The 25,849-nt window shown below is 69.6% G+C and carries 17 protein-coding genes and 4 pseudogenes; 11 read left to right on the top strand and 10 right to left on the bottom strand.

What is annotated here, in order from left to right; genetic code table 11:
* Positions 1-109 precede the first annotated feature (109 nt).
* From BIV24_RS11645 to BIV24_RS11625, 5 genes and pseudogenes are all read right to left on the bottom strand, one after another.
* On the bottom strand, positions 110-2,035 hold the full coding sequence (locus BIV24_RS11645; protein WP_071366176.1) for a helix-turn-helix domain-containing protein: 1,926 nt from the start codon (positions 2,033-2,035) through the stop codon (positions 110-112).
* Positions 2,036-2,103: 68 nt separating this feature from the next.
* Positions 2,104-2,904 (bottom strand): 3-hydroxybutyrate dehydrogenase, encoded by an 801-nt coding sequence (locus BIV24_RS11640; protein WP_071366175.1) that lies wholly within the window; start codon positions 2,902-2,904, stop codon positions 2,104-2,106.
* Positions 2,905-2,958: 54 nt separating this feature from the next.
* The gene (locus BIV24_RS11635) at positions 2,959-3,438 is read right to left on the bottom strand and encodes an NUDIX hydrolase (RefSeq protein ID WP_071366174.1); all 480 of its coding nucleotides are present in this window, start codon (positions 3,436-3,438) and stop codon (positions 2,959-2,961) included.
* 9 nt (positions 3,439-3,447) lie between these two features.
* A complete protein-coding gene (gene lnt, locus BIV24_RS11630; protein WP_071366173.1) occupies positions 3,448-5,115 on the bottom strand; it encodes an apolipoprotein N-acyltransferase in 1,668 nt (555 codons plus the stop codon).
* Positions 5,116-5,554: 439 nt separating this feature from the next.
* Positions 5,555-5,860 (bottom strand): annotated as a pseudogene (locus BIV24_RS11625) (LysR family transcriptional regulator); the annotation flags it as partial.
* A 213-nt stretch (positions 5,861-6,073) separates the two neighbouring features.
* On the opposite strand from BIV24_RS11625, the gene BIV24_RS11620 reads away from it, so the two are divergent.
* From BIV24_RS11620 to BIV24_RS11610, 3 genes are all read left to right on the top strand, one after another.
* Positions 6,074-6,574 (top strand): nucleoside deaminase, encoded by a 501-nt coding sequence (locus BIV24_RS11620; RefSeq protein ID WP_071366226.1) that lies wholly within the window; start codon positions 6,074-6,076, stop codon positions 6,572-6,574.
* Positions 6,575-6,626: 52 nt separating this feature from the next.
* Positions 6,627-7,868, top strand: coding sequence for an amidohydrolase (locus BIV24_RS11615; RefSeq protein ID WP_107459369.1), 1,242 nt, complete (start codon positions 6,627-6,629; stop codon positions 7,866-7,868).
* A gap of 364 nt (positions 7,869-8,232) precedes the next feature.
* Positions 8,233-9,276, top strand: a complete 1,044-nt coding sequence (locus tag BIV24_RS11610; RefSeq protein WP_071366171.1) for an O-antigen ligase family protein — start codon at positions 8,233-8,235, stop codon at positions 9,274-9,276.
* Between the two features lie 78 nt (positions 9,277-9,354).
* On the opposite strand, the gene BIV24_RS11605 is transcribed toward BIV24_RS11610, so the two are convergent.
* The gene (locus tag BIV24_RS11605) at positions 9,355-9,900 is read right to left on the bottom strand and encodes a hypothetical protein (protein ID WP_071366225.1); all 546 of its coding nucleotides are present in this window, start codon (positions 9,898-9,900) and stop codon (positions 9,355-9,357) included.
* A 149-nt stretch (positions 9,901-10,049) separates the two neighbouring features.
* On the bottom strand, positions 10,050-10,835 hold the full coding sequence (locus BIV24_RS11600; RefSeq protein WP_071366170.1) for a glutamate racemase: 786 nt from the start codon (positions 10,833-10,835) through the stop codon (positions 10,050-10,052).
* A 16-nt stretch (positions 10,836-10,851) separates the two neighbouring features.
* Between BIV24_RS11600 and BIV24_RS11595 the strand changes: the two genes are divergently transcribed.
* Entirely contained in the window at positions 10,852-12,069 is a 1,218-nt protein-coding gene (locus BIV24_RS11595) for a glycosyltransferase (RefSeq protein ID WP_071366169.1), read from the top strand.
* A gap of 30 nt (positions 12,070-12,099) precedes the next feature.
* On the opposite strand, the gene BIV24_RS11590 is transcribed toward BIV24_RS11595, so the two are convergent.
* Complete coding sequence (locus BIV24_RS11590) at positions 12,100-13,431, bottom strand: TerD family protein (protein WP_079168186.1); 1,332 nt, start codon at positions 13,429-13,431, stop codon at positions 12,100-12,102.
* Between the two features lie 467 nt (positions 13,432-13,898).
* On the opposite strand from BIV24_RS11590, the pseudogene BIV24_RS11585 reads away from it, so the two are divergent.
* Positions 13,899-14,240: pseudogene (locus BIV24_RS11585) on the top strand (transposase); the annotation flags it as partial.
* Positions 14,241-14,336: 96 nt separating this feature from the next.
* Positions 14,337-14,852: pseudogene (locus tag BIV24_RS11580) on the top strand (MSMEG_1061 family FMN-dependent PPOX-type flavoprotein); the annotation flags it as partial.
* A 171-nt stretch (positions 14,853-15,023) separates the two neighbouring features.
* Here the strand turns inward: BIV24_RS11580 and BIV24_RS33180 are convergent.
* Together BIV24_RS33180 and BIV24_RS11565 are read right to left on the bottom strand one after the other, a co-directional pair.
* Positions 15,024-15,822: pseudogene (locus BIV24_RS33180) on the bottom strand (IS5 family transposase).
* The gene (locus BIV24_RS11565; protein WP_071366166.1) at positions 15,819-16,058 is read right to left on the bottom strand and encodes a hypothetical protein; all 240 of its coding nucleotides are present in this window, start codon (positions 16,056-16,058) and stop codon (positions 15,819-15,821) included. Before BIV24_RS11565 ends, BIV24_RS33180 begins: the two are co-directional and overlap by 4 nt.
* Positions 16,059-16,786: 728 nt before the next feature.
* Here BIV24_RS11565 and BIV24_RS11560 point away from each other — a divergent pair.
* The 5 genes from BIV24_RS11560 to BIV24_RS11540 all read left to right on the top strand — a co-directional run.
* The gene (locus tag BIV24_RS11560; RefSeq protein ID WP_079168182.1) at positions 16,787-17,836 is read left to right on the top strand and encodes a substrate-binding domain-containing protein; all 1,050 of its coding nucleotides are present in this window, start codon (positions 16,787-16,789) and stop codon (positions 17,834-17,836) included.
* Between the two features lie 133 nt (positions 17,837-17,969).
* Complete coding sequence (locus BIV24_RS11555) at positions 17,970-19,562, top strand: sugar ABC transporter ATP-binding protein (RefSeq protein WP_071366165.1); 1,593 nt, start codon at positions 17,970-17,972, stop codon at positions 19,560-19,562.
* Positions 19,559-20,596, top strand: coding sequence for an ABC transporter permease (locus tag BIV24_RS11550; RefSeq protein WP_071366164.1), 1,038 nt, complete (start codon positions 19,559-19,561; stop codon positions 20,594-20,596). Before BIV24_RS11555 ends, BIV24_RS11550 begins: the two co-directional genes overlap by 4 nt.
* A 382-nt stretch (positions 20,597-20,978) precedes the next feature.
* Positions 20,979-24,518, top strand: a complete 3,540-nt coding sequence (locus tag BIV24_RS11545; protein ID WP_071366163.1) for a discoidin domain-containing protein — start codon at positions 20,979-20,981, stop codon at positions 24,516-24,518.
* A 212-nt stretch (positions 24,519-24,730) separates the two neighbouring features.
* Positions 24,731-25,849: beta-galactosidase (locus BIV24_RS11540; RefSeq protein ID WP_177198688.1), on the top strand; the 1,119-nt coding region annotated here is incomplete at its 3' end.

Raw genomic sequence — 25,849 nt, 5'->3', positions numbered from 1 at the left:
CCGCGGTCGGCCCCGTGCGCGTATGTGCGTGGGCCCGCCGCGCCTTCTCCCTCCCCCGCCGGCACCGATGTGCCCCGGCGCCAGCGTGTGCCGACGGTACACGCAGGCGTCAGTGCCCAGGTGTCGACGACAACCGGTGCAGCCGCAGCGCCAGTTGTATCTCCAGGGCGCGGGCCGGGCTCTGCCAGTTGTCGCCGAGCAGTCGGCCCACCCGCTCCAGGCGCTGCGCCACCGTGTTCACATGGACGTGCAGTTCGTCCTTGGTACGCGCCGGGCTCATCCCGGAGGCGAAGTACGCGTCGAGGGTGCGCACCAGATCGGTGCCGCGGCGTTCGTCGTAGGCGACGACCTGGCCGATGGTGCGCTCGACATAGCCGGCGATGTCCCGGTCCCCGGCAAGCAGCAGCCCGAGGAAGCCGAAGTCCTCGGCGGCCGCCCCGTCCCCTGCGCGACCCATCAGGCGCAGGGCGTCGAGGCAGCGCCGTCCCTCCGCGTAGGCCGCCGCCACGGCGTCCGGGCGGGTGGCAAGGTCCTCAACGGGCGCCGAGGCTCCGACGGTGACTGCCTCGTGAACGGCGGTGGCGAGCTGCCGTGCGGTGCGGCGGGCCAGGCTCGTCGGGCTGTCACCCGGTTCGAGGGGCAGCAGCAGGACCGTACCGCCGTCCCGGGCAGCGGCGAGCCCGCGCCGGGTGGCCGCGAGGTGGGAGGCGGCGGACCACAGACGGCGACGTGCGGCCGCTGCCTGGTCGGCGTCGTCCGCACCGCCGTCGAGGCGGGCGGCAAGCACCACATGGGTGGCGTCGAAGTCGGCACGCAGCAGGGCGGCACGCTCGCGCAGCACGCGCGGGTCACTGTCGCGGGCGTCGAGAAGGTCGTCCAACAGCTCGCCACGGACACGCTGTTCGGCTTCGGCGGCCGAACGGCGGGCGAGCAGCAACAGGGAGGTCACCATCGCGGCCCGCTCCAGGGTGCGCTGGTCGACGGGGTCGAGCCCCGGATGGCCGCGCAGCGCGAGCGCACCGAGCAGCTCGCCGCCGGCCGTCACGGCGGCGATCCAGTCGTCCCCGTGCCGCACGGCGTGTCCCTCGATACGGGATGCCTCCAGGGGGGCGGTGGGAGCGGCGGCCGCCTCGGTGAACTCGACCGTGCCGTCGAGGACCTGGGAGACCGCCGCGGCCACGTCATGGACGCCGCCGCCGCGCAGGACGAGTTCGGCGAGCCGGTCGTGGACGTCCGAGGCGCGCTCGATCGCCGCACTGCGGTCGCGGATGATCTCGTTGGCGCGGGTGAGCCGGTCCAGCATGGAACGCGTCTCCGTGAGGAGGTTCGCGGTGTCGATGGCCGCGGCGGCCAGCGCGGCGAACGAGCCGAGGAGCGCGATCTCCTCCCGCTCGAAGACCCGGGCACGCCGGTCGGCGGCGAACAGCACCCCGATGACCTGGGGACCGATCATCAGGGGCACGCCGAGAATCGCCACGAGCCCCTCGTCACGTACGCCCGTGTCGATCACCCAGGTGTGCTGGAAGCGGCCGTCCTCGAAGTAGTCGGGCGTCACATACGGGCGGGCGGTCTGGGCGACGAGGCCGCCGAGCCCCTCGCCCATGCCGAGCCGCAGTTGCTGGAAGCGCGCGGCGACCGAGCCGTCGGTGACCCTCATATAGGTGTCGCCCGCAGCCTCGTCGTGCAGGGTCAGATACGCGACGTCGGTGCTCAGCAGCGACCGGGCACGCTGAACGATCGCCTGCAGGACGGCGTCGAGGTCACGCAGCCCGGCCAGGTCGTGGGCGGTCTCGAAGAGCGCGGACAGCTCCGCCTCGCGGCGGCGTCTGCCCTCCATCTCCGCACGCACGCGTAGCGCCAGCCGCTTGGCCTGCTCGAGCTCGCGGACGCGCTCGGGCGGCAGGCCCTCGGCACGGGCGAGCAGGACCGGCTGCTCGTACGCGTCGGCCGATGCGCCGCGGGCCAGAAGCTGCAGGAACGGCGCTTCGGCACCGGTGCCGAAGCGCTCCGCGGACTGTACGTGATCGCGAGACATGCCCCCAGGATGGCCCACGGACCGGCCAGGCCCTCCAGTCCTGTGGACAACTCCTGGCATGCTCCCGGTCAGTGTGCGGTCCAGCCGCCGTCGAGCACCAGTGACGTGCCGGTGATGAACGACGCCGGCGGGCTGCACAGATACGCCACCGCCTCGGCGACCTCCTCCGGTTCGATCAGCCGCTTGAGGGCACTGTCCTGCAGCAACACCTCGGACAGCACGCGCTCCTCGGGGATCCCGTGCGCCCTCGCCTGATCCGCGAGCTGCTTCTCCACCAGGGGCGTGCGCACATAGGCCGGGTTCACACAGTTCGATGTGACCCCGTGGGGTGCGCCCTCGAGGGCGGCGGTCTTCGAGAGCCCTTCGAGTCCGTGCTTGGCGGCGACGTACGCCGACTTGAACGCGGAGGCACGCAGCCCGTGGACCGACGACACATTGACGATGCGGCCCCAGCCCTGTCCGTACATATGGGGCAGCGCCCCGCGGATGAGCCGGAACGGGGCTTCGAGCATCACCGTCAGGACGGTGTGGAAGACATCGGGCGGGAACTCCTCCAAGGGACGCACCCGTTGCAGCCCCGCATTGTTGACGAGGATGTCGGTGCCGGCGGCGGCCTGTTCGGCCGCGTCCAGGTCCGTGAGGTCGAGGACGTGCGGCTCGACGGCGCCCGCGAGGCCACGCGCCGCGCCGAGGAGGTCGTCAAGGCCGGAGGGGTCCCGGTCCACCGCTCTCACCCTGGCCCCGGCGGCGGCCAGCCGCAGCGCGCAGGCGCGGCCGATACCGCCGGCGGCACCGGTGACGAGGGCGATGCGTCCGCCGAAGTCGAGGGTGGGGGCTTCGGAGCCCGGGAAAGCGCGGGGCGGGGTCATATCTCGACCCTAGGGAGCGGCCGCATCGCACCCTATGTGGCCACCCCCCACACTTCAGTCGGAACTCGTAGATTCGAACCACGTGGGTGCATCGGACAGCGCCTGCTTGATCCGGAACTGCTGGCCTTCCCGCATCGTCGGTAGCGAGTCCACATCGAACCAGCCGACCTGCAGCGACTCGTCGTCGTTCACGGCCGCCTCACCCCCGACCGCCCTGCACCGGAACGTGATGTCCATGAACTGGCAGATGTCGCCGTTGTCGAACGTGACCGGCTTCCCGGACCTGACGAGGACGACCCGCTCGGCGACGCACCGAACAGCCGTCTCCTCGTACACCTCGCGCACGGCACAGTCCGCGGGCTGCTCACCCGGATCGGGAATGCCGCTGATCACCGTCCATTCGCGGTTGTCGGAGCGCTGACCGAGCAGCACTCTGCCCTCGTCGTCGAAGACGACGGCGCTGACGCCGGGAAGCCAGAGCAGTTGATGGCCCGCGGAGGCCCGGATGTTCTGGATGAATTCGGGAGTAGCCATGGGCCGACCCTAGCGGGCCGGTTCTGTCACTTCCCGCTCATCGGCACGCACGTCCTGAGCACCGCGCCCGCGACGACCGCGCGCCGCCGACGCCACCGCCCAGCCGAGCCCGCAGGCCGCGACGAGCACGAGGACCAACTCGGGCAGGGTGCCGAGCCGTGTGGCGAGGGTCTCGGAGGAGCGCAGCGGAACCTTCTGGACGAGCGAGTCGGCCACGAACATCCCGGTCCGCTGGGTGATCTTCCCGTCCGGCATGATGATCGCGCTGACGCCGCTGGTCACCGGCACCGTGACGGTGCGGCTGTGCTCAACGGCTCGCACCCGGGACATGGCGAGCTGCTGGTAGGTCATCTCGCTGCGGTCGAAGGTCGCGTTGTTGCTGGGCACCGAGATCAGCTGCGCGCCGTCCGTGACCGTGGAACGCACGGTCCAGTCGAAGGCGGCTTCGTAGCAGGTGACGAGCCCGACCTTGGCATCCGCCATGGTGAACACGCCGGGCTTGTGGCCCCGGCTGAAGTCCTGGCGCACCATCGACGTCCAGTCCTTGTTGATGGCGCCGAGCAGCGAGCGCAGCGGAAGGTACTCGCCGAACGGCTGCACCTGCCGCTTGTCGTAAGTGTCGACGGGGCCCTTGTCCGGATCCCACAGGATCTGCTCGTTGTACAGTCTGCCGTCGCGCTCGACGACAGCGCCGACCGAGATCGGTACGCCGATCGCCTTCGCGGCGCCCTCGATCACGGCGGCGGCGTCGGCGTTGGAGAAGGGGTCGATGTCGGAGGAGTTCTCGGGCCACAGAACGAGGTCGGGCCGCGGGGCCTTGCCCGCCTTGACCTTCGCAGCCAGGCGCTCGGTCTCGCGTGCGTGGTAGTCGAGGACGGCGCGCCGCTGGGCGTTGAACTCGAGCCCGGAGCGCGGCACATTGCCCTGGACGACCGCGACGGTCGCGGTGCCGTTCTCGGCCTGGTCGCTGACCAGGGGGCGCGCGGCGACCGCACCCACCACGGGAACGGCCACGCTCAGCAGAGCCGTGAGGGCCGCGCCGCGCCGCAGCACGCCCCCGGTGCGCCGCCCGTCCACGGCCAGGCGCACGATCTCGTACAGCCCGAAGCCGCACAGCACGACCGCGAAGCCGAGCACCGGGGTGCCGCCCACCGCAGCGAGCGGCAGGAACACACCGTCCGCCTGACCGAAGGCGATCTTGCCCCAGGGGAACCCGCCGAACGGCACACGCGCGCGTGCCGCCTCTCCCGCGATCCACAGGGCAGCAGCCCACACCGGCCAGGCGGGCAGCCGGGAGACCAGGGCGACACCAGCGCCGACCAACGCGGTGTAGATCGCCTCCACCGCGACGAGCGCGAGCCACGGGCCGGAGCCGACCTCGACACCGGTCCACACGAGCAGCGGCAGCAGGAAGCCGAGACCGAACAGGTAGCCGAGGCCGAGGCCGAGGCCCGCCTTCCAGGTGCGGTCGCGCAGAGTCCAGCCGAAGACGGCGAAGGCCGGGAGGGCCAGCCACCACAGGGTCCGGGGCGGAAAGCTCACGTAGAGCAGCACTCCGGCGAGCGCCGCGGCGGCGGGCGGAACGAGGCGGCGTATCCTGCGGGCACCACGGGGTGCGGGTACGACCTGGGGTTCGAGCTGTTCCGGCTCGCCTGTGGAAGTTGCGGTGACGGTCACCCGGGGAGTGTACGAGGCGTGACCAGGCCCCCGACAGTTCGGTCCGCCCCGCAAGCCGGGCGTTGTGCAGGCTCTTCCGTCACGCTGCCCGCTTCGATCACCGTGCGTAAGGCGCCGTCCATTGACCGCCCTCCGATGGTGGTGGCGGATATCGCGGTGCGGCACGGGCGCGGGGTTCATGTCCGAGCGCCGGACAGACCTTGCACCTGCCTCTCCCGCAGTACCGACCTGGGGAGCAACAGGGAGCGGCGTCACCCTGTTGCTCCCCAGGTCGTAGGCGGGCCGCACGCCACCGGTGCCTGCCGGGACCGCCCGGCAGGCATGCCCATGGGGCCAGGCGGACGGGTCAGCCGGCGTTGCTGATCGCCGCGACGCCGGCCTGCGCGAACTGCTCGTCCAGGTCGCCGGAGGGTGCGCCCGCGACACTTACGCCAGCGACGGTGAGCGGCCCCACGAGGTAGGCGGTGAAGGTGGGGGTGATGCCGAGGCGGAGGTGACCGCGAGAAAGGTCCTGGACGTCGTGGACGGCGCGTTCGGCGGCGGCCAGGTCCTGCAGGGCGCGCCGGGCATGGCGGAGATAGGCGTCACCGGCGTCGGTGAGCCGTACGGTACGGCCGGTGCGGTCCGGTAGCTGCAACCCGATGGCACGTTCCATCTGCCGGACCTGCTGGGAGAGGGTGGGCTGGGAGATATGCAGGTCTTCGGCTGCACGCGTGAAGTTGCCGCGATCGGCCACGGCTATCAGCTAGCGCAAGTGACGCAGTTCCAGAGCCAAGCCGAAGCATAGATGTCATCAATGAAACCTATGGCTAATGCGTCTTGGACACTATAGATGCAGGTCGTGCAGGGTAGATGTCGCCGGGCCCAGCGAAGCCGGGACCACGGAAGGGAGCGACCCATGCCAGACCTCGTCGAGGGCGCCGCACGCCCGAACTGCCTTCCCTCGGAGGAATCCACCATGGACGTCGCCCAGCGCACCCTCGACCTCGCTCACCAGAACGTCGCCGAGGGCGGCCGCCCCTTCGCGACCGTCATCGTCAAAGACGGTGAGATCCTCGCCGAGAGCCCCAACAAGGTTGCCCAGACCGGCGACCCCACCGCGCACGCGGAGATCCTCGCCATCCGGGAGGCGTGCACCAAGCTGGGCACCGAGCACCTGACCGGCGTCACCATCCACGTCCTCGCCCACCCCTGCCCCATGTGCCTGGGCGCGCTGTACTACTGCTCGCCAAACGAAGTCGTCTTCCTCACCACCCGGGACGCCTACGAACCCCACTACGTCGACGACCGCAAGTATTTCGAACTCGCCACCTTCTACGATGAGTTCGCCAAGCCCTGGAACGAGCGCCGCCTGCCCATGCGCTACGAGCCCCGCGCGGCGGCCGTGGACGTCTATCGGTTCTGGCAGGAACGCAACGGCGGCCGGCGGTACGTGGCCGACGCCCCCACCGCCCACTGACCCGCGGGCCCGCACGGCCGGCCCTGCCCGCGCAATCCAACGTGATCGGCGGATGCCGCCGCCTCGGAGCACACCTGGAGCAATGATGAGATCTCACCCGACTGCCACCGTCTTTCGTGACGTCCGCCCGTTCGGCGCAGCCCGAAGCGTCGACCTGGTCGCCGTGGACGGGCGGCTGGTCGAGCGCCTGCCGGACGGGGTCGAGCCCTCGGTGGTGGAAGGAGCGGGCCGGATCGCACTGCCCACGCTCGTGGACGCTCACATCCACCCGGACAAAACCGCCTGGGGAGAACCCTGGCACAGCCGGCGACCGGCCCATTCCCTGCCTCAGTACGTGCGTGACGATGTCGAGTTGTACGAGCACCAGCGCACCCCGCTCGCCCAGCGGGCACACCGACTGCTGACCCACGCCGTGGCGTGCGGCACCCGTGCGGTGCGGGCGCACGTGGATGTGGCGCCGGCCTATGGGCTGGCCGGAGTGGAGGGACTGGCCCAGGTCCGGGAACGGCTGGCCGGAGTGCTGGATGTACAGGTGGTCGCGTTCCCGCAGCACGGGGTGCGCCGGGCGCCGGGCGCGAGTGCACTGCTGGCGGAGGCCGCCGCGAGTGGGCTGATCGATGCGGTGGGTGGAATCGACCCGGCCGGGTTCGATGCCGGACCGGACGGCGAGGGCCCGGCCCAGCTGGACTTGGTGTTCGGCCTGGCCGAGCGCCACGGTCTGCAACTGGACCTTCACCTGCATGACACGGGCGAGCGTGGGCTCGGGCCCCTGCGGGAGATCGCCGAGCGGACCAAGGCCGCCGGGCTGAGCGGACGGGTGGTGGTGAGCCACGCATTCTGCGTGCCGGAATTGGCGGGCGGTCCGCTGGCAAAGCTGGCCGGTCTTCTGGCACGGGCCGGCGTGGGCCTGACCACGGTCGCGCCCTCGGCTCACCAGGTTCTGCCGTTCGGCGAACTTCGGGCACGCGGGGTACGGACGGGACTCGGCTCGGACGGCGTGCGCGACGCGTGGAGCCCGTTCGGCAACGCCGACATGCTGCACCGGGCTCATCTGCTCGGCTGGACCACGGGCGCCCGCACGGATGAGGAACTGGCCGCGTGCTTCGCGCTGGCGGCCGACGGGGGTGCCGAGCTGCTTGGCCTTCCGACCGTGACACTGGAACCGGGATCGCCCGCCGACTTCATGTTGGTGGCCGGCGAGTGCCTGCCGCAGGTGCTGGTGGACCTGCCCCACCGTGAGTTGGTGGTGCGGGCGGGGAGGGTGGTGGCCCAGGACGGCCGGTTCACCGGTTGATGCCGGCCGGTACACCGCCGTTGGGCGGAGACCGGCGTGGGTGCGGCGCCGCTGTCGCTGCGGCCACCCTCTTCGTCCGGAGTCGCTCAGGGCTGGTACCTGCAGGGTGACGAAGAGGTCTCCGGGGCAACGCGCGATCTCGTGACCGACTGCGACGACCGCCCTCTCGCCCACTCTTCCTGCGCAACTCGTCCACAAACCGGCGCATCACCGTTACCGTGTGCCCGAGCCTCTGACGTGCGGTCGAATGCGGCCGGACGATCGAGGTCCGTCACAGGGGGGCGGCGGGGTGGGATCCACGGGGACGTCGTCGGCGGCCGGGGCCGCAGACGCGGAAGACGAGAGACGAAACGTTTCGGATGCGATGGGCTTCCTGGTGCTCGGTGCCTGCGCGGCCTGGTCGCTGATCACGGCCGCCGCGCACGGCGGCAGGCCCGAGGGCGTCCTGCTGGCGGTACTCGCGGTCGCAGCCGGTTACGCATCGGGGCGGATCTTCGGAGCGCTGCTGCCGCTTGCCGCGCCCGTTGCGGGGGCGTTCGCCGGCCTGGGACTGGCCATCGCCACACCGCACGCCACGGCCGGCCCGCAGTTCGTCGCACCGCTCGGGTACACCGGCGCGACAGCCGCACTGCTGACGCTGTCCACGGGGGCGGCGTGCTGCGCCGCGTGGGCGGCCCATGCCCCGGGACCGCGCCTTGTCCTGAGGGTGTCGGCCGCGGGGATCGCGGGCGCCGCGGCGGCGCTCGGCTCTGCGACGGGGCTTGTCGCCTCCGTCGGGGTGCTGCTGTGTTCGCTTGCCGCCGCCCGGTTGCGGCACCGCGGCACCGCACTCGCCGGGCTTGCGCTCGTCGCGGCGGTGGTGACCGGGGCGACCTGGGCGATCGCCGAGATCGTGCTGCCGGACGGCCTGACCGCCTTCCTGGACGATCAGCTGACCGGGCACCGAGTCCTGCTGTGGCACGACGCTCTCACCCTGGCCCGCCACGATCCCGTACTCGGCGCGGGCCCCGGACGCTTCGGCGAACTGAGCCCCGAAGCCACGCAGTCGCTCCTGCCCGACGGCAAGCCGCATTCCGCTCCGCTGCAGCAGGCCGCCGAACAGGGGCTGGTCGGCACGGCACTGCTCGCGGCGGTCTTCTGCTGGATCCTGTACACCCTCTGGCGGACGTCACGGCCCACGCCGATCGCGCTGACGGCGGGCGCCGCGCTGACGGCGCTGGCGGTGATCGCGTCGGTCGGCAGCGCGCTGAGCTTCACGACGGTGACGGCGGGGGCGGGACTGCTGGCGGGTATCGCGACGGCTCGTCCGCTCAGGGACGAGGAAGGAGAGGGGGAATCCGAGGAGACCTCCCCGCCGGGGGGAATGATCGTCGGGGGAACGACCGACCCGATGAACAACGGTCGATGACCAGTGCCCCGACAGGCAGCGTTCGCTCTGCCGGGCCACCGGTCGTCGGGAACACAAGGGGTGTCCGGACGGCGGGCGTCAGTGTGTGGCGCCGGGCAGGCCCGGCTGCAGCCGGGCACGGATGACCCGTACCGCCGACTCGGCGTTGTCCACGGTGATCGTGAACGTGTGGCCGTCCCAGAGGCGCAGCACGACGCCCTCACCCCGCCGTACGACGACGGCCGTGCCCTTCTCGGGCCGCCAGCGGTAGCCCCACCCGCCCCACTGACGCGGGGTGACCCGGGGGGCGAACTCCGCACGGGCGACGTGCGCGAGGGGGATACGTCGGCGCGGCAGACCGATGTAGCCGCAGCGCACCTCCAGGCAATCCCTGTCGACCTTCACGGCGACGTGCACGAACGCCAGCGTGCCGAAGAGGACCAGCAGCCCGGCTGCGATGCAGCCCACGACGGACATGACGAGCGGGGCGATGCCGGACGTCCACGCGGAGTCGACGGCCAGTTCGATACCGAGCGCCACGCAGGCGGCGCCGACGACGGCGAGCAGCCACTGGACACGGTTGGTCGCGCGCCCCGTCCAGACCTCGGGGTGCGGGACGATGTCGCCGCTGAGGTGGTCACTCATGCCTTTGAGAGTACCGATGTTCCACAGCACGGGCACGTGGTCGTACAGCCTCACCGGTCCGGGCGGTGGTACGGGGCAAGAAGGGTGGGGATTCGATCACCGACGGTCAGGTGTGGCCGCCTGAAGCAATGCGACCCGGGGCCGCCCGCTCATCGTGCCGGGCTGACCGCCTGCAGAAGCCTGCCCTCGTGGTAAGCCAGCGCCGCGGGCGGCAGCGTCCCCTCGCGTCCGCTGAGCAGAACGGCCATACCGCCGTCGACGGAAGCCTCCGGCGCCGGATCCGCACCGATCCGGCGCAACGCCTGCGCGGCCACCGCACCGGCGGAACCGTGCAGGACGAGCGGCGGCCGGTCCGGCTGCTGAACGGCGGCGCGGATGCGGTCGGCGACCAGCTCGTAGTGGGTGCAGCCCAGGACCAGCGTCGTCACCTCGACCGGAGTGCGCGCCGCGGCCGCGGCGACGGCCGCGTCGATCGCGGCCTCGTCCGCCTTCTCCACGGCGTCGGCGAGCCCGGGGCACGGCACCTCGGCAACCTCCACCCCGTCTGCGAACTCCTGGATGAGACCGCGCTGGTAGGCGCTGCCGGTGGTGGCCGGTGTCGCCCAGATCGCGACGAGCCCGCCGCCCGCCGCGGCCGGCTTGATCGCCGGAACAGTGCCGATGACCGGGATACCGGGTTCGAGGAGCGCGCGCAGGGCCGGCAGAGCGTGTACGGAAGCGGTGTTGCATCCGACGATCAGGGCCTCGGGCCGATGTGCGGCGGCGGCTTCGGCGACGGCCAACGCGCGCTCGGTGACGCCCTCGGCGGTGCGCGGTCCCCAGGGCATCCCGTCGGGGTCGAGGGAGAGCACGAGATCTGCGTCGGGCCGCAGACGCCGCACTGCCGCAGCGGCCGGCAGCAGGCCGATTCCGGAGTCCATGAGCGCGATCTTCACCCGGCAACCATAGTCGATGGCCTCGAACCGGCTGCCGTGGTGGGGCAGACTTCGGCAGGTGAGTGCCGTTGTGTGGATCACCCTCGTGTCTCTGGCCGCCTGGTTGTGGCTGCTGCTCGGCCAGGGCTTCTTCTGGCGTACGGATGTGCGGTTGCCGCCGCGACGGGAGCCCAGCTCGTGGCCCTCCGTCTGTGTCGTGGTGCCCGCCCGCGACGAGGCCGCCGTACTCCCCGACACTCTTCCGTCGTTGCTCGCTCAGGACTATCCCGGGCACGCGGAGGTCTTCCTGATCGACGACGGCAGTTCGGACGGCACCGGGGGGCTGGCCCGCGAGCTGGCGAAGCGGCATGGCGGACTGCCACTCACCGTCCACTCCCCCGGCGAGCCACCCGCGGGTTGGACGGGCAAGCTGTGGGCGGTGCGTCATGGAATCGCTCTCGCACGCGCGCGTGCACCCGAATATCTGCTCCTGACGGACGCCGACATCGCCCACGCGCCCGACAGTCTGCGGGAACTGGTGGCGGCCGCGCACGGCGGCGGCTTCGATCTCGTCTCGCAGATGGCCCGGCTGCGGGTGGAGAGCGTGTGGGAGCGGCTCGTCGTACCCGCCTTCGTGTACTTCTTCTCCCAGCTGTACCCCTTCCGCTGGATCGCGGTGAAGGGGTCGCGCACCGCGGCCGCGGCGGGCGGTTGCATGCTGTTGCGCGCCGACGCCGCCGAGCGGGCACGGATTCCCGACGCCATCCGGCAGGCCGTCATCGACGACGTGGCGCTTGCCCGGGCGGTCAAGGACGGCGGCGGCCACATCTGGCTGGGGCTCGCCGATCGGGTCGACAGTGTGCGCCCCTATCCACGGCTGCACGACCTGTGGCGGATGGTCTCGCGCAGCGCGTACGCCCAACTGCGGCACAATCCGCTGCTGCTTGTCGCTACGGTGCTCGGACTCGTCCTCGTCTATCTCGCGCCGAGCCTGGCGTTGGTCACCGGGCTCGTCACCGGCGACGCGATGGCGATGGTGGTCGGCGGGTTCGCGAAGCTGGTGATGACCGTGACGTATCTCCCGACGCTGCGCTACTACCGTCAGCCGCCATGGCTCGCGCTGTCGCTGCCGGTCACCGCGATCCTGTACCTGCTGATGACGGTCGATTCGGCGGTGCAGCACTACAGGGGGCGCGGTGCGGCCTGGAAGGGCCGCACCTACGCACGCCCGGACGCCGCCCTCGAGGAGCAATGAGCGGGCCGGCCGCACGGGCCGCAGGGCCGGTCACTTCCTGCCGGGGGTCCAGTTCATGCCCCACCCGTAGGCGCGGTCGACGGTGCGTTGCGGGCTGACGCCGCGTTCCGGCACCAGGTAGCGGGCCTCGCGCTGGACGACCAGGTCGCCTCCCGTGTTCGTGATGAGCGCGAGCGCGCACACGGTCGAGGGCACCGTGCACTCGTCGAGGAAGAACTCGACGGGCGCCCCGTACTGCGGCTGGAGGGTGACCGTGGCGTGCAGGTCGGCGAAGGAGCGGGCGCCTTCGTAGATGGTCACGAAGATCAGGATGCGCCGGAAACTCTGCTGGTGGTCGAGGCTGATGGTGAGGTTCTCGCCGGTCTCCACGGCGCCGGTGCGGTCGTCGCCGTCGAGGTGGATGTAGGGCGGCTGGTGCAGTGCCCCGAAGGCATTGCCGAGCGCCTGCACAACTCCCTTGCTGCCGTCGGACAGTTCGTAGAGGGCACACAGGTCCAGGTCGAGGTCCGCGTGCATGGCGACCGCCCGGCCGCGCTTGCTGCCCCACCCCGAGAACTGTTTGCGCGTCTGCCAGTTGAGGTTCACGCGCATGGCGCCGGAGGTGCCGCCCTGCTTGGTCAGTGAGACCGATGGGGCCTGCTTGGTGAGGGTGACCTTGGTGAGGCGGACCGGGGCAGGGGGCGCCACCGGTGGGGCGGGCGGCGGGGGCGGCGGCGTGCCGTAGGGGGTCGCCATGGGCAGGGCTACCACCGGCGGCGGAGGCATGGTGACCGGAGGGGCCGTCGGGGTGTTCGGCCAGTCGACGCGGGTGACGGGCGGGGGCGGGGGCGCCGCGTGCTGCGGCTCGTCCACCGTGATCCCGTAGTCCGTGGCCAGGCCTTCCAGCCCGCTGTCGTAGCCCTGTCCGACGGCGCGGAACTTCCAGGCACCCTGGCGACGGTAGAACTCCCCGAGCACGAACGCGGTTTCCACGGTCGCGGTGGGGTCGAAGCGCGCCATCTCGGTGCCCTGCTGCGCGTCGAGCACTCGGATGTGCAAGCCGGGCACCTGTCCGAACGAACCGCCGTCGGCGGAGGCGACGAGCACCACGGTCTCGATGGCGGGCTCCACGCGCGCGAGGTCGACGAGGAGCGTGTCCGTCACCTGGCCGCCCGCGTTCCGCTTGCCCTCGTGGCGCACCGCGCCGGAGATGTGCGCGGGCTGGTTGTAGAAGACGAAGTCGGCGTCGGAGCGGACCCTCCCGGCGGCCAGTAGCAGTGCCGATGCGTCCGCGTCGGGCACACCGGGTCCGGCGCGCCAGCCCAGTTCGACCCGCAGAGCCGTCGTCGGCACCTGAAGATTGGACCCCTTCGGCATTGACATGTCCGCCCCCTCACGTGTCACCGCGCCGGGACCGGACCCCGGGCAGTGGCTCATATCCGTTCCGGCCAACCTATTCCCCCGGACTCCGAGCACCCGTTACCCGTGCCGGACGAGCGATGGTCAACCACCGTTAACCTGCCAGGAACTTGGCCGGTACACGATCCATGCATCACTTGTTGCCGTTTTGTGCCAAGTTGATTCGAATTGGGGATCTCGCGTCACCATGGGCACGGAAAACAACCCTCTTATCGGTCTCCCCAACGGTAGCCCCTCGACAGAGGGCTCGCGTGCGGAAAGCCGCGGATCGAGCCGCCCCTCCACCCTGATGGGCGGCAGGGCGATCTCCTCAGGCGGAATGGGCGTTCCGGGCATGCCGGCCAACAGCTCCATGCCCTCGGCCCAGACACCTCGCTTGCTCCAACGGCGCCAGGTGCTCGCCACTGTCTCCCAGGGGCCGTACTGCTCGCCGATCTCTCCGCGACCTGATCCAGACCGCGCACCAGCAGCTCGGCGGCCCGATCGTGCTGGTCTGGGACAACTTGAACACCCACCTGACGGCCGGGATGCGCCGCTACATCACCGAACGGGACTGGCTCACCGTCTACCAACTCCCGCCCTTCGCACCGGACCTCAACCCGGTCGAGGGCATCTGGTCGGTACTGCGGCGCACCACCACAGCAAACCGCGCGTTCGCCGACCCGCACGACCTGATCACCGCCGTCCGGCGGGGCTTACGCCAACTCCATTACCGCCACAACGTTCTCGACGGCTGCCTCACCGGAACCGGACTGGTACCCGCCCCACCATGACGACATCACGCATTCAAAGTCAGTAGTCGATCTGCATACAACCGTACGGCTTCAGGTAGCGCTTGTGCATCCAGCCGACGACGACGGCACTGCCTTGCGGTGCACGCCACCCCCGCGCTGGTCCTGGTCGCCAGCGCGGACGCCGAGGGCAACTGTGACGTTTCCCCGCGCGGCGGTCCCGCCGGGTTCGTCGCCGTCCTGGACACACGGACGGTGGCGATACCGGACGCGACCGGCCACAAGCGTCTGGACACCCTGCAGAACGTCGTCGCCACCGGACGGGCCGGGCTGCTGTTCGTCATCCCGGGGCGCACCACGACGCTCAGGGTGAACGGCCGGGCCTGCGTCTCCACCCGCCCGGAGCTGCTGTCGCAGCTGACCGCCGTGGGCAAGCCGCCGGCCAGCGCGCTGGTGCTCGGGATCGAGGAGGTCTACCCACACTGCCCCAAGTCGCTCCTGCGCAGCGGGGCCTGGAAGCCGGAGCAGTGGCTGCCGGCGGACGCCCAGCCGACCTCGGCCGAGGTGACGCTGGCCCAGCCGCGGATGCCGGAGTTGACGATCGCCGACATCGAGCAGGCGGAGGCGGATTCGCTGAAGTACCGGTACGAGTAACGGGCCGACCAGCGATTGCTGAACCACCAGCCCGCCGAACCCCCAGACCAGCACGCCCCAAGATCAATCGCGGGGCATCCCGTAAGCGGAGGTGGATTTTCAGTCGCCTGAGCATGACACGAGCCCTCAAGGTTCCGCGTGAACCACGTACTTTGCCTCTTAGAGGTCATCTCATTTGGCGAGTCTGCGGTAGCAGATGAGGGTGCAGGCGGTGGTGCTGAAGGCCAGGAAGTGGTCGACCTTGCGCTCGTAGCGACGGTGGAGACGGCGGCAGCCGGCGAGCCAGGCCATGGTGCGTTCGATCGTCCACCGGTGTCGTCCGAGTCGCTGAGAGGTCTCGACGCCCTTGCGGGCGATGCGGTGCCGGATACCCCGCTGGGATAACCATCGCCGCAAGTGGTTGTAGTCGTATCCCTTGTCGGCGTGGAGTTTGCCGGGCTTGCGTCGGCGGGGGCCTCGCCGGGAGCGGACCGGCGGTATTCCCTTCACGAGCGGGATCAGAGCCTGGCTGTCATGAACGTTGGCCCCGAGATCCTGACGGAAAGGGGCAGACCGGTCCGCTCAGTGATCAGGTGGATCTTTGAACCGTACTTGCCCCGATCCATAGGATTCGGACCTGTCAGATCCCCTTTTTCAGGGCCCGCATGTTCACCGAGTCGATCGCGCACCTCGACCAGTCCAGGTCACCGCGCGAACCCAGTTCGTCGAGGACCAGGCGGTGCAACTTGGCCCACACCCGCGCCTTTGTCCACTCAGTGAACCTGCGGTGGGCCGTTGCCCCGGACGGCCCGAACGACGCCGAGGGCAGTTGCTGCCACGTGCAGCCGGACGTGGCCACGAACACGATCGCGGCCAGCACTTCACGGTCCCCATGCCGACGCCGGCCGCCACCCTGAGGCCGCGATGGCGCCTCAGGCACCACGCGCTGGAACAGCTCCCACAACTCATCCGGCACCAGCCGCTCAATCATCCCCACCACAGCCAAGAGCCTACCGAACCAAATGAGATGACTTCTAAGTGCACCGACTCCCTGCCCGCGGCGTCCTTGACGACCTCGACGGTGTCGCCGGTGACCAAGGTGACCCGGGTCGTGACGGCCCGGTCGGCAGAGGCCGCGGGCGACACCAGGCCCGTGTCCTGCTCCGAAGCCCCAGCGGCACCTGCCAGGCCGGGCAGCGCGGCGACAGCGGCCAGCACCACCCCCATCGCCGCGAATCGTCTGGATCGGGTTGCTCTTGGGCTGCCCACGTGCTCCCCCTTCACTCCCTTTGCGGGATGAAGCCGACGCCTCTGCTGCCCTTGTGGGACGGGAGAGGCGGTCGGCTGTGCCGGGCCAGGGTGTACGGGGGTCACTTCCCGGAGAAAGACGTCGGCGCTGTCCGAATCAGGCATGACGGAATCTGACAGAACGGGGGTCCATGCGTCCTTGTGAGACCAACGACCACCCCAAGCCCGGGAACAGCCAGCGGTATTGCACGATCGCGTGCCCCGCGGGTTCCTACGCACCCGCGTCCTCGGCGGGGTCACCAACGAGTACCGATACACGGCTTGAGCTGCAGCGATGAATTTACGAGCCCTACAGGGTGAGGAATTCGCGCGAGCTCGGGCTGGTGCGGCGCGGGACCGGCCCGATGCCGGCCGCGTGCAGGATTTCCCACACCGTGGACGGTGCGGTTCATTCCGCCCTGTGAGCAGCCGTCACGGACACACACTGCTCGGTCCGTGACGCACCGAACCGTTGACGCTGACGCGCTCTGTGTGCTTCCTTTCCATCCATGCGTTGAATTACGTTGACTCAAGTTCGAACAAATTGGTTTCTGTTGAGTACGCCTCTCGGTGTCCGCATCGAGGGGCGCTGAGGACCACCGTTCTGCTTCATTCTTCCGTTCACCGTCTGACGGCTGCCAGGATCCGTCAGAGCAAGGAGCAACACCATGCGTGCACTGCGACGTCGTCGTACCGTGGCGGCCACCGCCGTGGGCCTCGCCGCCGTCCTCGGACTGTCGGCCTGTTCCAGTGGCAAGGAATCGGCGGGCTCTTCCGACAACGCCCCCAAGAAGTCGGGCTCGCTCTCGATCACGTACCTGCAGAAGCAGGGGGACCAGCAGTACTTCATCGACGAGGCGGCCGGTGCCCAGGCCAAGGCGAAGGAACTCGGCGTCAAGCTGAAGGTCGTCAACCTGGGCAATGACGCCAACAAGACTGTCAGTGAGGTGCAGTCCGCCGTCGCGCAGAAGAGCGACGGCCTGGTCATCGTGGTGCCGGACCCGGCCGTCGGTCCGCAGGTCGTCCAGGCCGCGCACGCTGCGAACGTGCCGCTGCTGACCTCCGACGACCAGATCTGCAGCACCGGCCCCGACCCGGCCAAGTGCGCGAAGACGGACCTGGTGCCCCGCATCGGGTTCAGCGGCACCCAGATGGGCGGCGAGGTCGGCAAGCGGGCCGCCGCGGAGTTCAAGAAGGCCGGCTGGAAGGCTGCGGACACCCGCACCATTTCGGCGTGGAAGCAGGACGTGACAGTCTGCGGTGACCGGGTAAAGGCCGCCAAGCAGACCTTCGCCGCCGGCACGGGCGCCGCGGTGCAGAACATCGACGTGGCCACCGACAACACGCCGACCGGCGCGCAGGACAAGATCGCCGCGACGGTCACCGCGCACTCGGACGTCAAGCACTGGGTGATCTGGGGGTGCAACGACGAGAACGTCCAGGGCGGCGTCACGGCCATGGAGAACGCCGGGAACGGCGCCAAGGACGTCATCGGTGTCGGCCTTGGCGCCTACCTCGCCTGCAAGGACTGGGGTTCCACCGCGCCGTCGGGCATGAAGGCCGCGCTGTTCATCAACGGCCGTGACGTGGGCGCCCTGGCGGTGCAGACGATGGTCGACAAGCTGCGGGGCGGCAAGGCGTTCCAGCAGGAGGCGTTCGCCCCCACCAAGATGGTCGACGCCTCCGACTGGAAGACCTCCGGCGTCACGTGCAGCTGAGGCGGCCGTCCCTCGACCGGCCGCGTGCGGCGGGCGGACCTGCACGCGTCCGCCGCACGCGGCCTTCCACTCCGAACACCGGGCCGGCCGGGGGAACTTCCGGCCGTCCGTCTCTGTCTGCGAGGCCCACATCATGACCACTTCCGGCGAGAAACCGCCGCCCGCTTCCGACAGTCGCCTTGCCACTGGTGCCCGTGTCGAGGGCATCGTCAAGCGGTTCGGTCCCGTCCAGGCTCTCGGCGGCGTCACCCTCGACTTCCCAGCCGGCCAGGTGACGGCGCTGATGGGGGAGAACGGCGCTGGCAAGTCCACCTTGCTGAAGATCCTCACCGGCGACCACCAGCCGACCGAGGGGCGCGTCCTGCTGGACGGCCGGCCGCTGACGCTCAACTCGCCGATCGACGCCCACAAGGCGGGCATCCGCATCATCCCGCAGGAACCGGAGATCATCCCGCACGTCTCCGTCGCCGAGAACGTCTACGCAGGTACCCTTCCCCGCAGGGCGGGCCGGCGCCTTGACAGGGCGGAACTCGCCCGGCGCATCCGGGCGGACCTGGCCCGGCTCGGGTTCGAGAAGGTGCTCGACCCGGATCTGCTCGGCTCCCAGCTCACTCCCGCTCAGCGCCAACTCGTGGAAATTCTCAGGGCGTTGACGGGTGAGGCCAAGGTCATCGCCTTCGACGAGCCGACCTCGTCGCTGTCCGAGCACGAGGCCGAGGCGCTGTTCGCCCTCATCGGCCGGCTGCGCGCCGAGGGCATCGCGGTCATCTACGTCTCCCATCGCATGAAGGAGATCTTCCAGCTCGCCGACCGTGTGGCAGTCTTGCGTGACGGCGGGGTCGCCGATGTGGTCGACGCCGCGAGCACGGACGAGGGCGAGGTCGTGCGGCTGATGGTCGGCCGCGACCTGACCTCCCTGTTCGTCCGTCAGGACGTGGCCCGCGACGAGGTGGTGCTCGACGTGCGGGAGGTCACCACCGACGACGTGACGAACGTGAGCCTGACCGTGCGTGCGGGCGAGGTCGTCGCGCTGGCCGGGCTGGTCGGCGCCGGCCGCTCCGAGCTCGCGCAGGCTCTGGCCGGCGACGTGCCCATCCGCTCTGGCGAGGTACGCCTGAACGGTACCCCGCTCCGGCTGCGCAGCCCCAAGGAGGCCATCCGGGCCGGTATCGGCCTCGCACCCGAGGAACGCAAGGCCCAGGCTCTCTTCCTGCACCGCTCCATCCGTGACAACGCCTCGCTGGTGAGCCTGGAACGGCTGCGCCGTTGGCGGTTGGTGAAGGTCGGCGCCGAGCGCGCGCTGGCGCAGGACTACAGCGACCGGCTGCGGGTGCGGGCCCCTGGTATCGAACACGAGGTCCGCAAGCTCTCCGGCGGTAACCAGCAGAAGGTGGTGCTCGCCCGCTGGCTGGCCCGCAAACCGGCCGTCCTGATCCTGGACGAACCGACCCGGGGCGTCGACGTCGGTGCGAAGGCGGAGATCTACCACATCATCGCCGACCTGGCGAAGCAGGGCGTCGCACTGCTGGTCATTTCTTCGGAGCTGCCCGAGGTACTCGGGCTGGCCGACCGGGTGGTGGTGATGCAGAACGGTCGGGTCACGGGAGAACTCGGCCGTGCCGAAGCCTCCGAGGAGGCCATCCTCAACCTCGCCATGGCGGACGACCTGACCGACGTCGTCACCGCCCGCACTGATCACGACCGCGCCTCCGGAGGCACACGATGACCCAGCAGACCCTGACGAGCCCTCCGGCGGCGCCTGTGAAGGACACAGCGCGACCGTCCCGCGCCCGTGGGGTTCTGTCCGCGATCGGCGGACAGAACCTGAGTCTGATCGGAGCGCTGGCCGTCGTCCTGACGCTCTTCGGCTCGCTCAACTCCAACTACCTGAGCTGGAACAACATCCAGGTGATCGCTGAAGCGGTCACCATCACCGGCCTGCTGGCCGTGGTCCAGACCGTCGTGATCATCTGCGGTGGCCTGGACATCTCCGTGGGCTCCCAGGCGGGCCTCGCCTCCGTGGTCAGCGCCATGGCGTTCACTTCGGCCGGCTCCAGCGCGCTGCTCGGCATCGCCGCGGCCGTGGGCGTCGGCATCCTGGTCGGCATCCTCAACGGCCTGGTCATCGTCTACGGCCGCGTAAACGCCACCATCGCGACGCTTGCCGGACTTGCCGCCTACAAGGGCGTGGCGCAACTCGTCTCCGGCGGCGCCGCACAGGGCTACGTCCTCAACGACAGCGTCTTCATCTTCCTCAGCCGCGGGAAGATCGCCGGGCTGCCGGTGATGGTATGGATCCTCGTCCTGGTAGCCATCGGCGTCCATATCCTGCTGAAGTACACCGACATCGGCCGCAACATCTACGCCATCGGCGGCAACGACACCGCCGCCCGGCTCGCCGGCATCAACATCAACAAGTACCTGATCGCCGTGTACGCCGTGATCGGCATCGTGGCCGCCCTGGCGGGCGTCCTGCTGACCGCACGCACCGGCTCCGGCCAGCCCACCTCCGGCAGTGAGGGCCTGGAGCTGAAGGCCATCACCGCGGCGGCGCTCGGCGGCTGCGTCCTCAAGGGGGGCAAGGGAACCGTCGGAGGCACGCTGCTGGCCGTCGCGCTGCTCGGCGCGCTGGAGAACGGACTGACCGTGCAGGGCATCAACGCCTTCTGGCAGAACGTCGCCCAGGGCGCTCTGCTGGTGATCGCCGTCGTGATCCAGCAGCGTCGCAACGGCGAGCGCGCCGTCGGTCTGCCCGACTGACACCGTGCGCTACCGCGACTGTGACCCGGACGGCCCGTCCGGGCCGCCGGACCGCCCGGGTCACCCCCTCGCGCTCGCCGGCGCGGCCCCGGCCGCAGCCAGGACAACGACGTCTTCCTCACCTCGCCGATGGGCTGGAGCAGCTGGAGATTCGTCCGGTACAACGCGACCGATGCGGCCATCAAGGCACAGGCCGAGGCGATGACGGACAGCGGACTCGTCGCGCACGGCTGCAGGTACATCAGCGTCGACGTCTCCAACAGCCCGGTCACCGACGGCGGCCACGTCTGTCCCGTGCAACCTCTCGGCTGGCCAGATCAGCGTGGCACAGCGACTTGTATTGCCCGGTCGTCGCCGGACAACGGATCAGAGGAGCTGAATCGTGATCGAAAACACGGGTGGTATGAAACGCCGGGGCGTGCTTGCAGCAGGCTTGGCCGGTGTGGGCGCCGCGCTGGTGCCTGCCGGACAGGCCGGCGCCGAGCCGGCCGGTGCAGCGTCCCCCCTCGACACTTCCGCCGAGGGCAGGCGCCGAGTGCTGAACTTCAACACCAACTGGGCATTCTGGCGTGACGATGCGCCAGACGCTCACCAGCCCGGATTCGACGACTCGGCGTGGGCTGCGGTGTCGGTGCCGCACACGATGCGACTGGAGCGCAAACAGCCCTCGGTGTACGACGCCTTCGCGGGAATCGGCTGGTACCGGCGGTACTTCCGGGTCGATCCACCGGACCGGGGGCGGCGGCTGACCGTGGTGTTCGACGGCGTCCAGACCAACAGCGTCGTCTACCTGAACGGGGAGAAGCTCGCCGAGCACAACGGTGGCTATCTGGGCTTCGTCGTGGACATCACCGACAAGGTCCGCTACGACCGCGACAACGTCCTCGCGGTCCGCGTGTCGAACCTCGACGACCCTCTCACCCCTCCCGGCAAGCCGCGGAACCAGCTGGGATTCCTCACCTACGGCGGTATCTACCGCAACGTCACGCTCCGGATGACGGACCCGGTCCACATCTCCGACCCGCTGCAGGAGGACCTGGTCGCCGGGGGCGGCGTGTTCGTGTCCTACCCGCAGGCGAGTGCGACCAGAGCATCGGCCCAGGTCAAGACGCACGTTGTGAACAAGATGGCCACCGCTGCCCAGGTCAGACTGACCACGGTCCTGTACGACGCGCAGGGCACAGCGGTCGCGCGGGCCAAGGCCACCGCGTCGATCCCGGGGAATGGCGGCCACGCGTTCACACAGACTCTGAGTGTGATACGGCCGAAACTGTGGCATCCCGACTCCCCCTACCTGTACAGGCTGGTCAGTCAGGTCTTCGTCGGCGACCGCCTGGTCGACACGGTCACCACACCCACTGGAATTCGGCGGATCGAGTACAAGGCGGACGGGTTCTACCTCAATGGCGAGCGCATCTACCTCCGCGGCGCCAACTGCCACCAGAACTACGCCTACGTGGGTGACGCCGCGCCGGCGTCGATGAAGTACCGCGAGGCGCTGCGGCTGAAGCTCGGCGGGTTCAACGCCGTGCGGGCGGCGCACTACCCGCATGACCCGGCCTTCCTCGACGCCTGTGACGAGCTGGGCCTCCTCGTCGTGGCCTGCCAGCCGGGCTGGCAGTACTGGAACGGCGACCAGACCTTCGTCAGCCGCACCTACCGTGACATCGCCACGATGATCCGGCGGGACCGCAACCGGCCTTCGGTGATCCTGTGGGAGACCTCGCTCAACGAGACCCACTACCCGCAGTGGTGGGCGAAGGAGGCCAACACCGTCGCTCATGCGGAGATGCCGGGCGACCAGATGTTCACCTCGGCGGACTACGGCACCTGGGGCAGTGAGTACGGCGTCAACTACAAGGTCGTCAACACCGACGGCTCGGATCCCGCGCCGACCAAGCCGTTCCTCACCCGCGAGTGGGGCGACTGGGAGGACCCGTGCCGGTGCGACCGGGACGACGGCGAGAGCGCGATGGTCAACCAGGTCATCACCCGTCAGCGCTACCTCGACGGCCCCGGCTACTGGGACTGGGGCGGGCTGGACGCCAACAGCCGGATCGGTGGCTACTTCCTGTGGGTCTTCGAGGACTACGGCACCAATGACACCTACCAGAAGTCCGGCGCGGTGAACATCGACCGGTACCCCAAGTACTGCTACCACTGGCTCAAGTCCATGCAGCCGGCCACCAACCCGAACCACGGCGGCCCGATGGTCTTCATCGCCAGCTCCTACACGGCTGCCTCCAGCCTGGAGGTGATGGTCTTCAGCAACACCGACAGCGTCCGGCTGTACCAGAACGGCCGCCTCATCGGGGAAAAGTCCCGGCCGCAGAACGCCACGACCGCGCCGCACGTGGCAGCCAAGGGCGGCAGCCCCTACTACACGTTCACCCTGCCGTCATTCGCCGCTGGAGAGCTCAAAGCCCAAGGCTATCTGGGCGGCAGGCTCGCAGCGACCCACCTGGTCAACACCCCCGGCGCCGCCCACCATCTGGAGATCGTCGCCGACGACGCGGGCGGACAGGCTGTGCTGACCGACCTGCTGGCCCTCGCGCTGGGCGACAGCTCGGAAGAGGGCAAGAAGGCCGCGCAGAAGCTGCTGGGCCAGATAGAGCCGGGCCGAGTGGAATCGCTCATCAACCAGGCGGGCAAGGCCGGCGGTCGCGCGCTGTCGGCCGAGGGAACCGAGGTGATGCGCAGGTACGCCCGGCTGCTCGAACGCATCCGACCCGTCGCCGACGGTTCGGACCTGATCCCGGTGTTCGTCAAGGTCGTCGACGCCCGCGGCACGCTGGTCGCCGACTCCACCGTCCCCATCACCCTCAAGGTGACCGGAGCCGGCTCCCTCGTGGGCGACGACATTCCGCGAATCGCCGTGCAGACGCAGAAGTCCCAGGGTGGTATCGGCTACGCCTTGATCGCCACCAGTACCTCCAGCGGCCCCGTCACCCTCACCGCGACCGCGACCGGACTGCAGAGCGGCCAGTACACCGTACGGACCGCGCCCTACACCGGTTCTCACATCACCGACGGCACGCACCCCGCATGGAAGAACATCTCCACGCTGGAGAACCAGGGTGCCCAGAACCTGGCCCTGTTCAAACCGGCGACCGCCTCAACCTCGCAGTCCGGCAACGGGCCGGCCAACGCGGTGGACGACGCGGCGGACACCAAGTGGGTCGGGGACGGCCCCGATCCGGCCTGGTGGCAGGTCGATCTCGGTGCGCCGGCCGACATCGAGCAGTTCCAGATCCTTTGGGAAACCGACCGAACCAGCTACAAGTACCAGATCCTGACCTCCGACGACGCCAGCACATGGACCACGGCCGTCAACGCGGAGGACAACACCGCCATGGTCGCCACCACCATCCACCAGGTGGAGACCAAGGCGCGTTACGTACGCGTCAACATCCTCTCCGCCGGCACCTGGTGGCCGTCCATCCGTGAGTTCCGCGCCGTGCCGCCAGGTGGCAGCGGCGGCGTCCCCCCGGCCGATCCCGGACCGAAGATCGCCCGCGACCGGATCAAGACGGTCACCGCGTCCAGTCACGCCGCCGGCTTCGAACCCGCCAAAGCCTTCGACGGGGACATCACCTTCGGCACCGGGTGGAGCGCCTCCTCCCCCGCAGTTCCCCAGACACTGACCGCGGAGCTGGACGCCACCCACAACCTCAACGGGGTGCGCATCCACTGGGGCAAGGACAGCAGCTGGTACACCTTCGACCTGCAGACCTCCACGGACGGAGCCACCTGGAACACGGTGTTCTCCGGCCTGGCCCGGAGCGGTCAGTACACCCTCCCCGAAGTCTTCACCGCAACGAACGTGCGCCAGATCCGCGTGGTCGTCACCCAGGTCAGCGGCGGGGGCGCCCAAACCATCGCCGGCATCGCCGAGGTGATCCTCTACGGCACACCGGCGTAAAGACTCCCAAGTGTCGGAACGGCTTCGTCGTCGTATCGGCAGCGCCAGGCGCCCGAGCGCGTCCACCGCCGGCATGAGACTCACCAAGACCGAACTATTTCCACCACGACTCAATAGCTTTAGGCTGTTGGCGGCAACACATTCTCTCAACATGTCACTTTCAGAACATAGTTACTACGTCGACTTCGGTACGTCGATGAAGGAGGAATGACATGCACCTGCCATATCGCGAGAGGGGAGCGAGACGGACGGCCCGCGGGCTCACCGTCGCGCTGACTGCGCTCGCGCTGGGCTCGTTCGGCCTCACCGCCGTGGCGCCCGCGCAGACCCGACCGCACGCGGCGGAGCCTGCCCACACGGTCGGCCACGACGACACGGCCATGACCATCGACGGCAAGCCCCTCTCCATCTGGTCCGGCGAGTTCCACTACTGGCGGCTGCCCAGCCCGGACGCCTGGCGCGATGTCCTGCAGAAGATGAAGGCGGGCGGCTACAACGCGACGTCGATCTACTTCGACTGGGACTTCCACTCCCCCAAGCCCGGGGTGTACGACTTCAAGGGCATCCGCGACGTCGACAAGCTGCTCGACATCGCGAAGGAAGTCGGGATCTACGTCATCGCACGGCCCGGCCCCTACATCAACGCCGAGACCGACGGCGGCGGCTTCCCCGGCTGGCTGGTCACCCAGAAGGGCAAGGCCCGCTCGACCGCCCCCGACTATCTCGCCGCCGCCGACGAGTGGCTCTCGCGGATCGATCCGATCCTCGCCCGGCACCAGCTCACCAACGGCACGGGCACGGTGATCGCCTACCAGGTCGAGAACGAGTACTACCAGGACACCGCCGACGGGCACGCGTACATCAAGCACCTGGTCGACAAGGCGCGCGCGGACGGCATCACCGTGCCGCTGACGGGCAATCACTACGGCATATTCACCAAGGAACTCGACATCGAGGGGTACGACGCGTACCCGCAGGGCTTCAACTGCTCCAGCCCGGACAAGTGGCACGGCCTACCCGACTTCTCGGGCGAGAAGAAGCCCGACGAGCCGCTGTTCCTGGCGGAGTTCCAGGGCGGCGCCTTCGACCCGTGGGGCGGCCCCGGCTACGACAAGTGCCGGCAGCTCACCAACGGTGACTTCGAGAAGGCCGCGTACGAGAACAACATCGCGTCCGGTGCCACCATGCAGAACTTCTACATGGCCTACGGCGGCACGTCCTGGGGATGGCTGGCGTCGCCGGAGTCGGTCTACAGCTCGTACGACTACGGCGCGCCGATCCGCGAGGACCGCCAGCTGACCGAGAAATACCTGGTGAACAAGCGGCTCGGC

Origin of the sequence: Streptomyces colonosanans, assembly GCF_001866645.1 — a bacterium.
Taxonomy (GTDB): domain Bacteria; phylum Actinomycetota; class Actinomycetes; order Streptomycetales; family Streptomycetaceae; genus Streptomyces; species Streptomyces colonosanans.
This window is presented reverse-complemented; position numbering and strand designations above follow the sequence as displayed.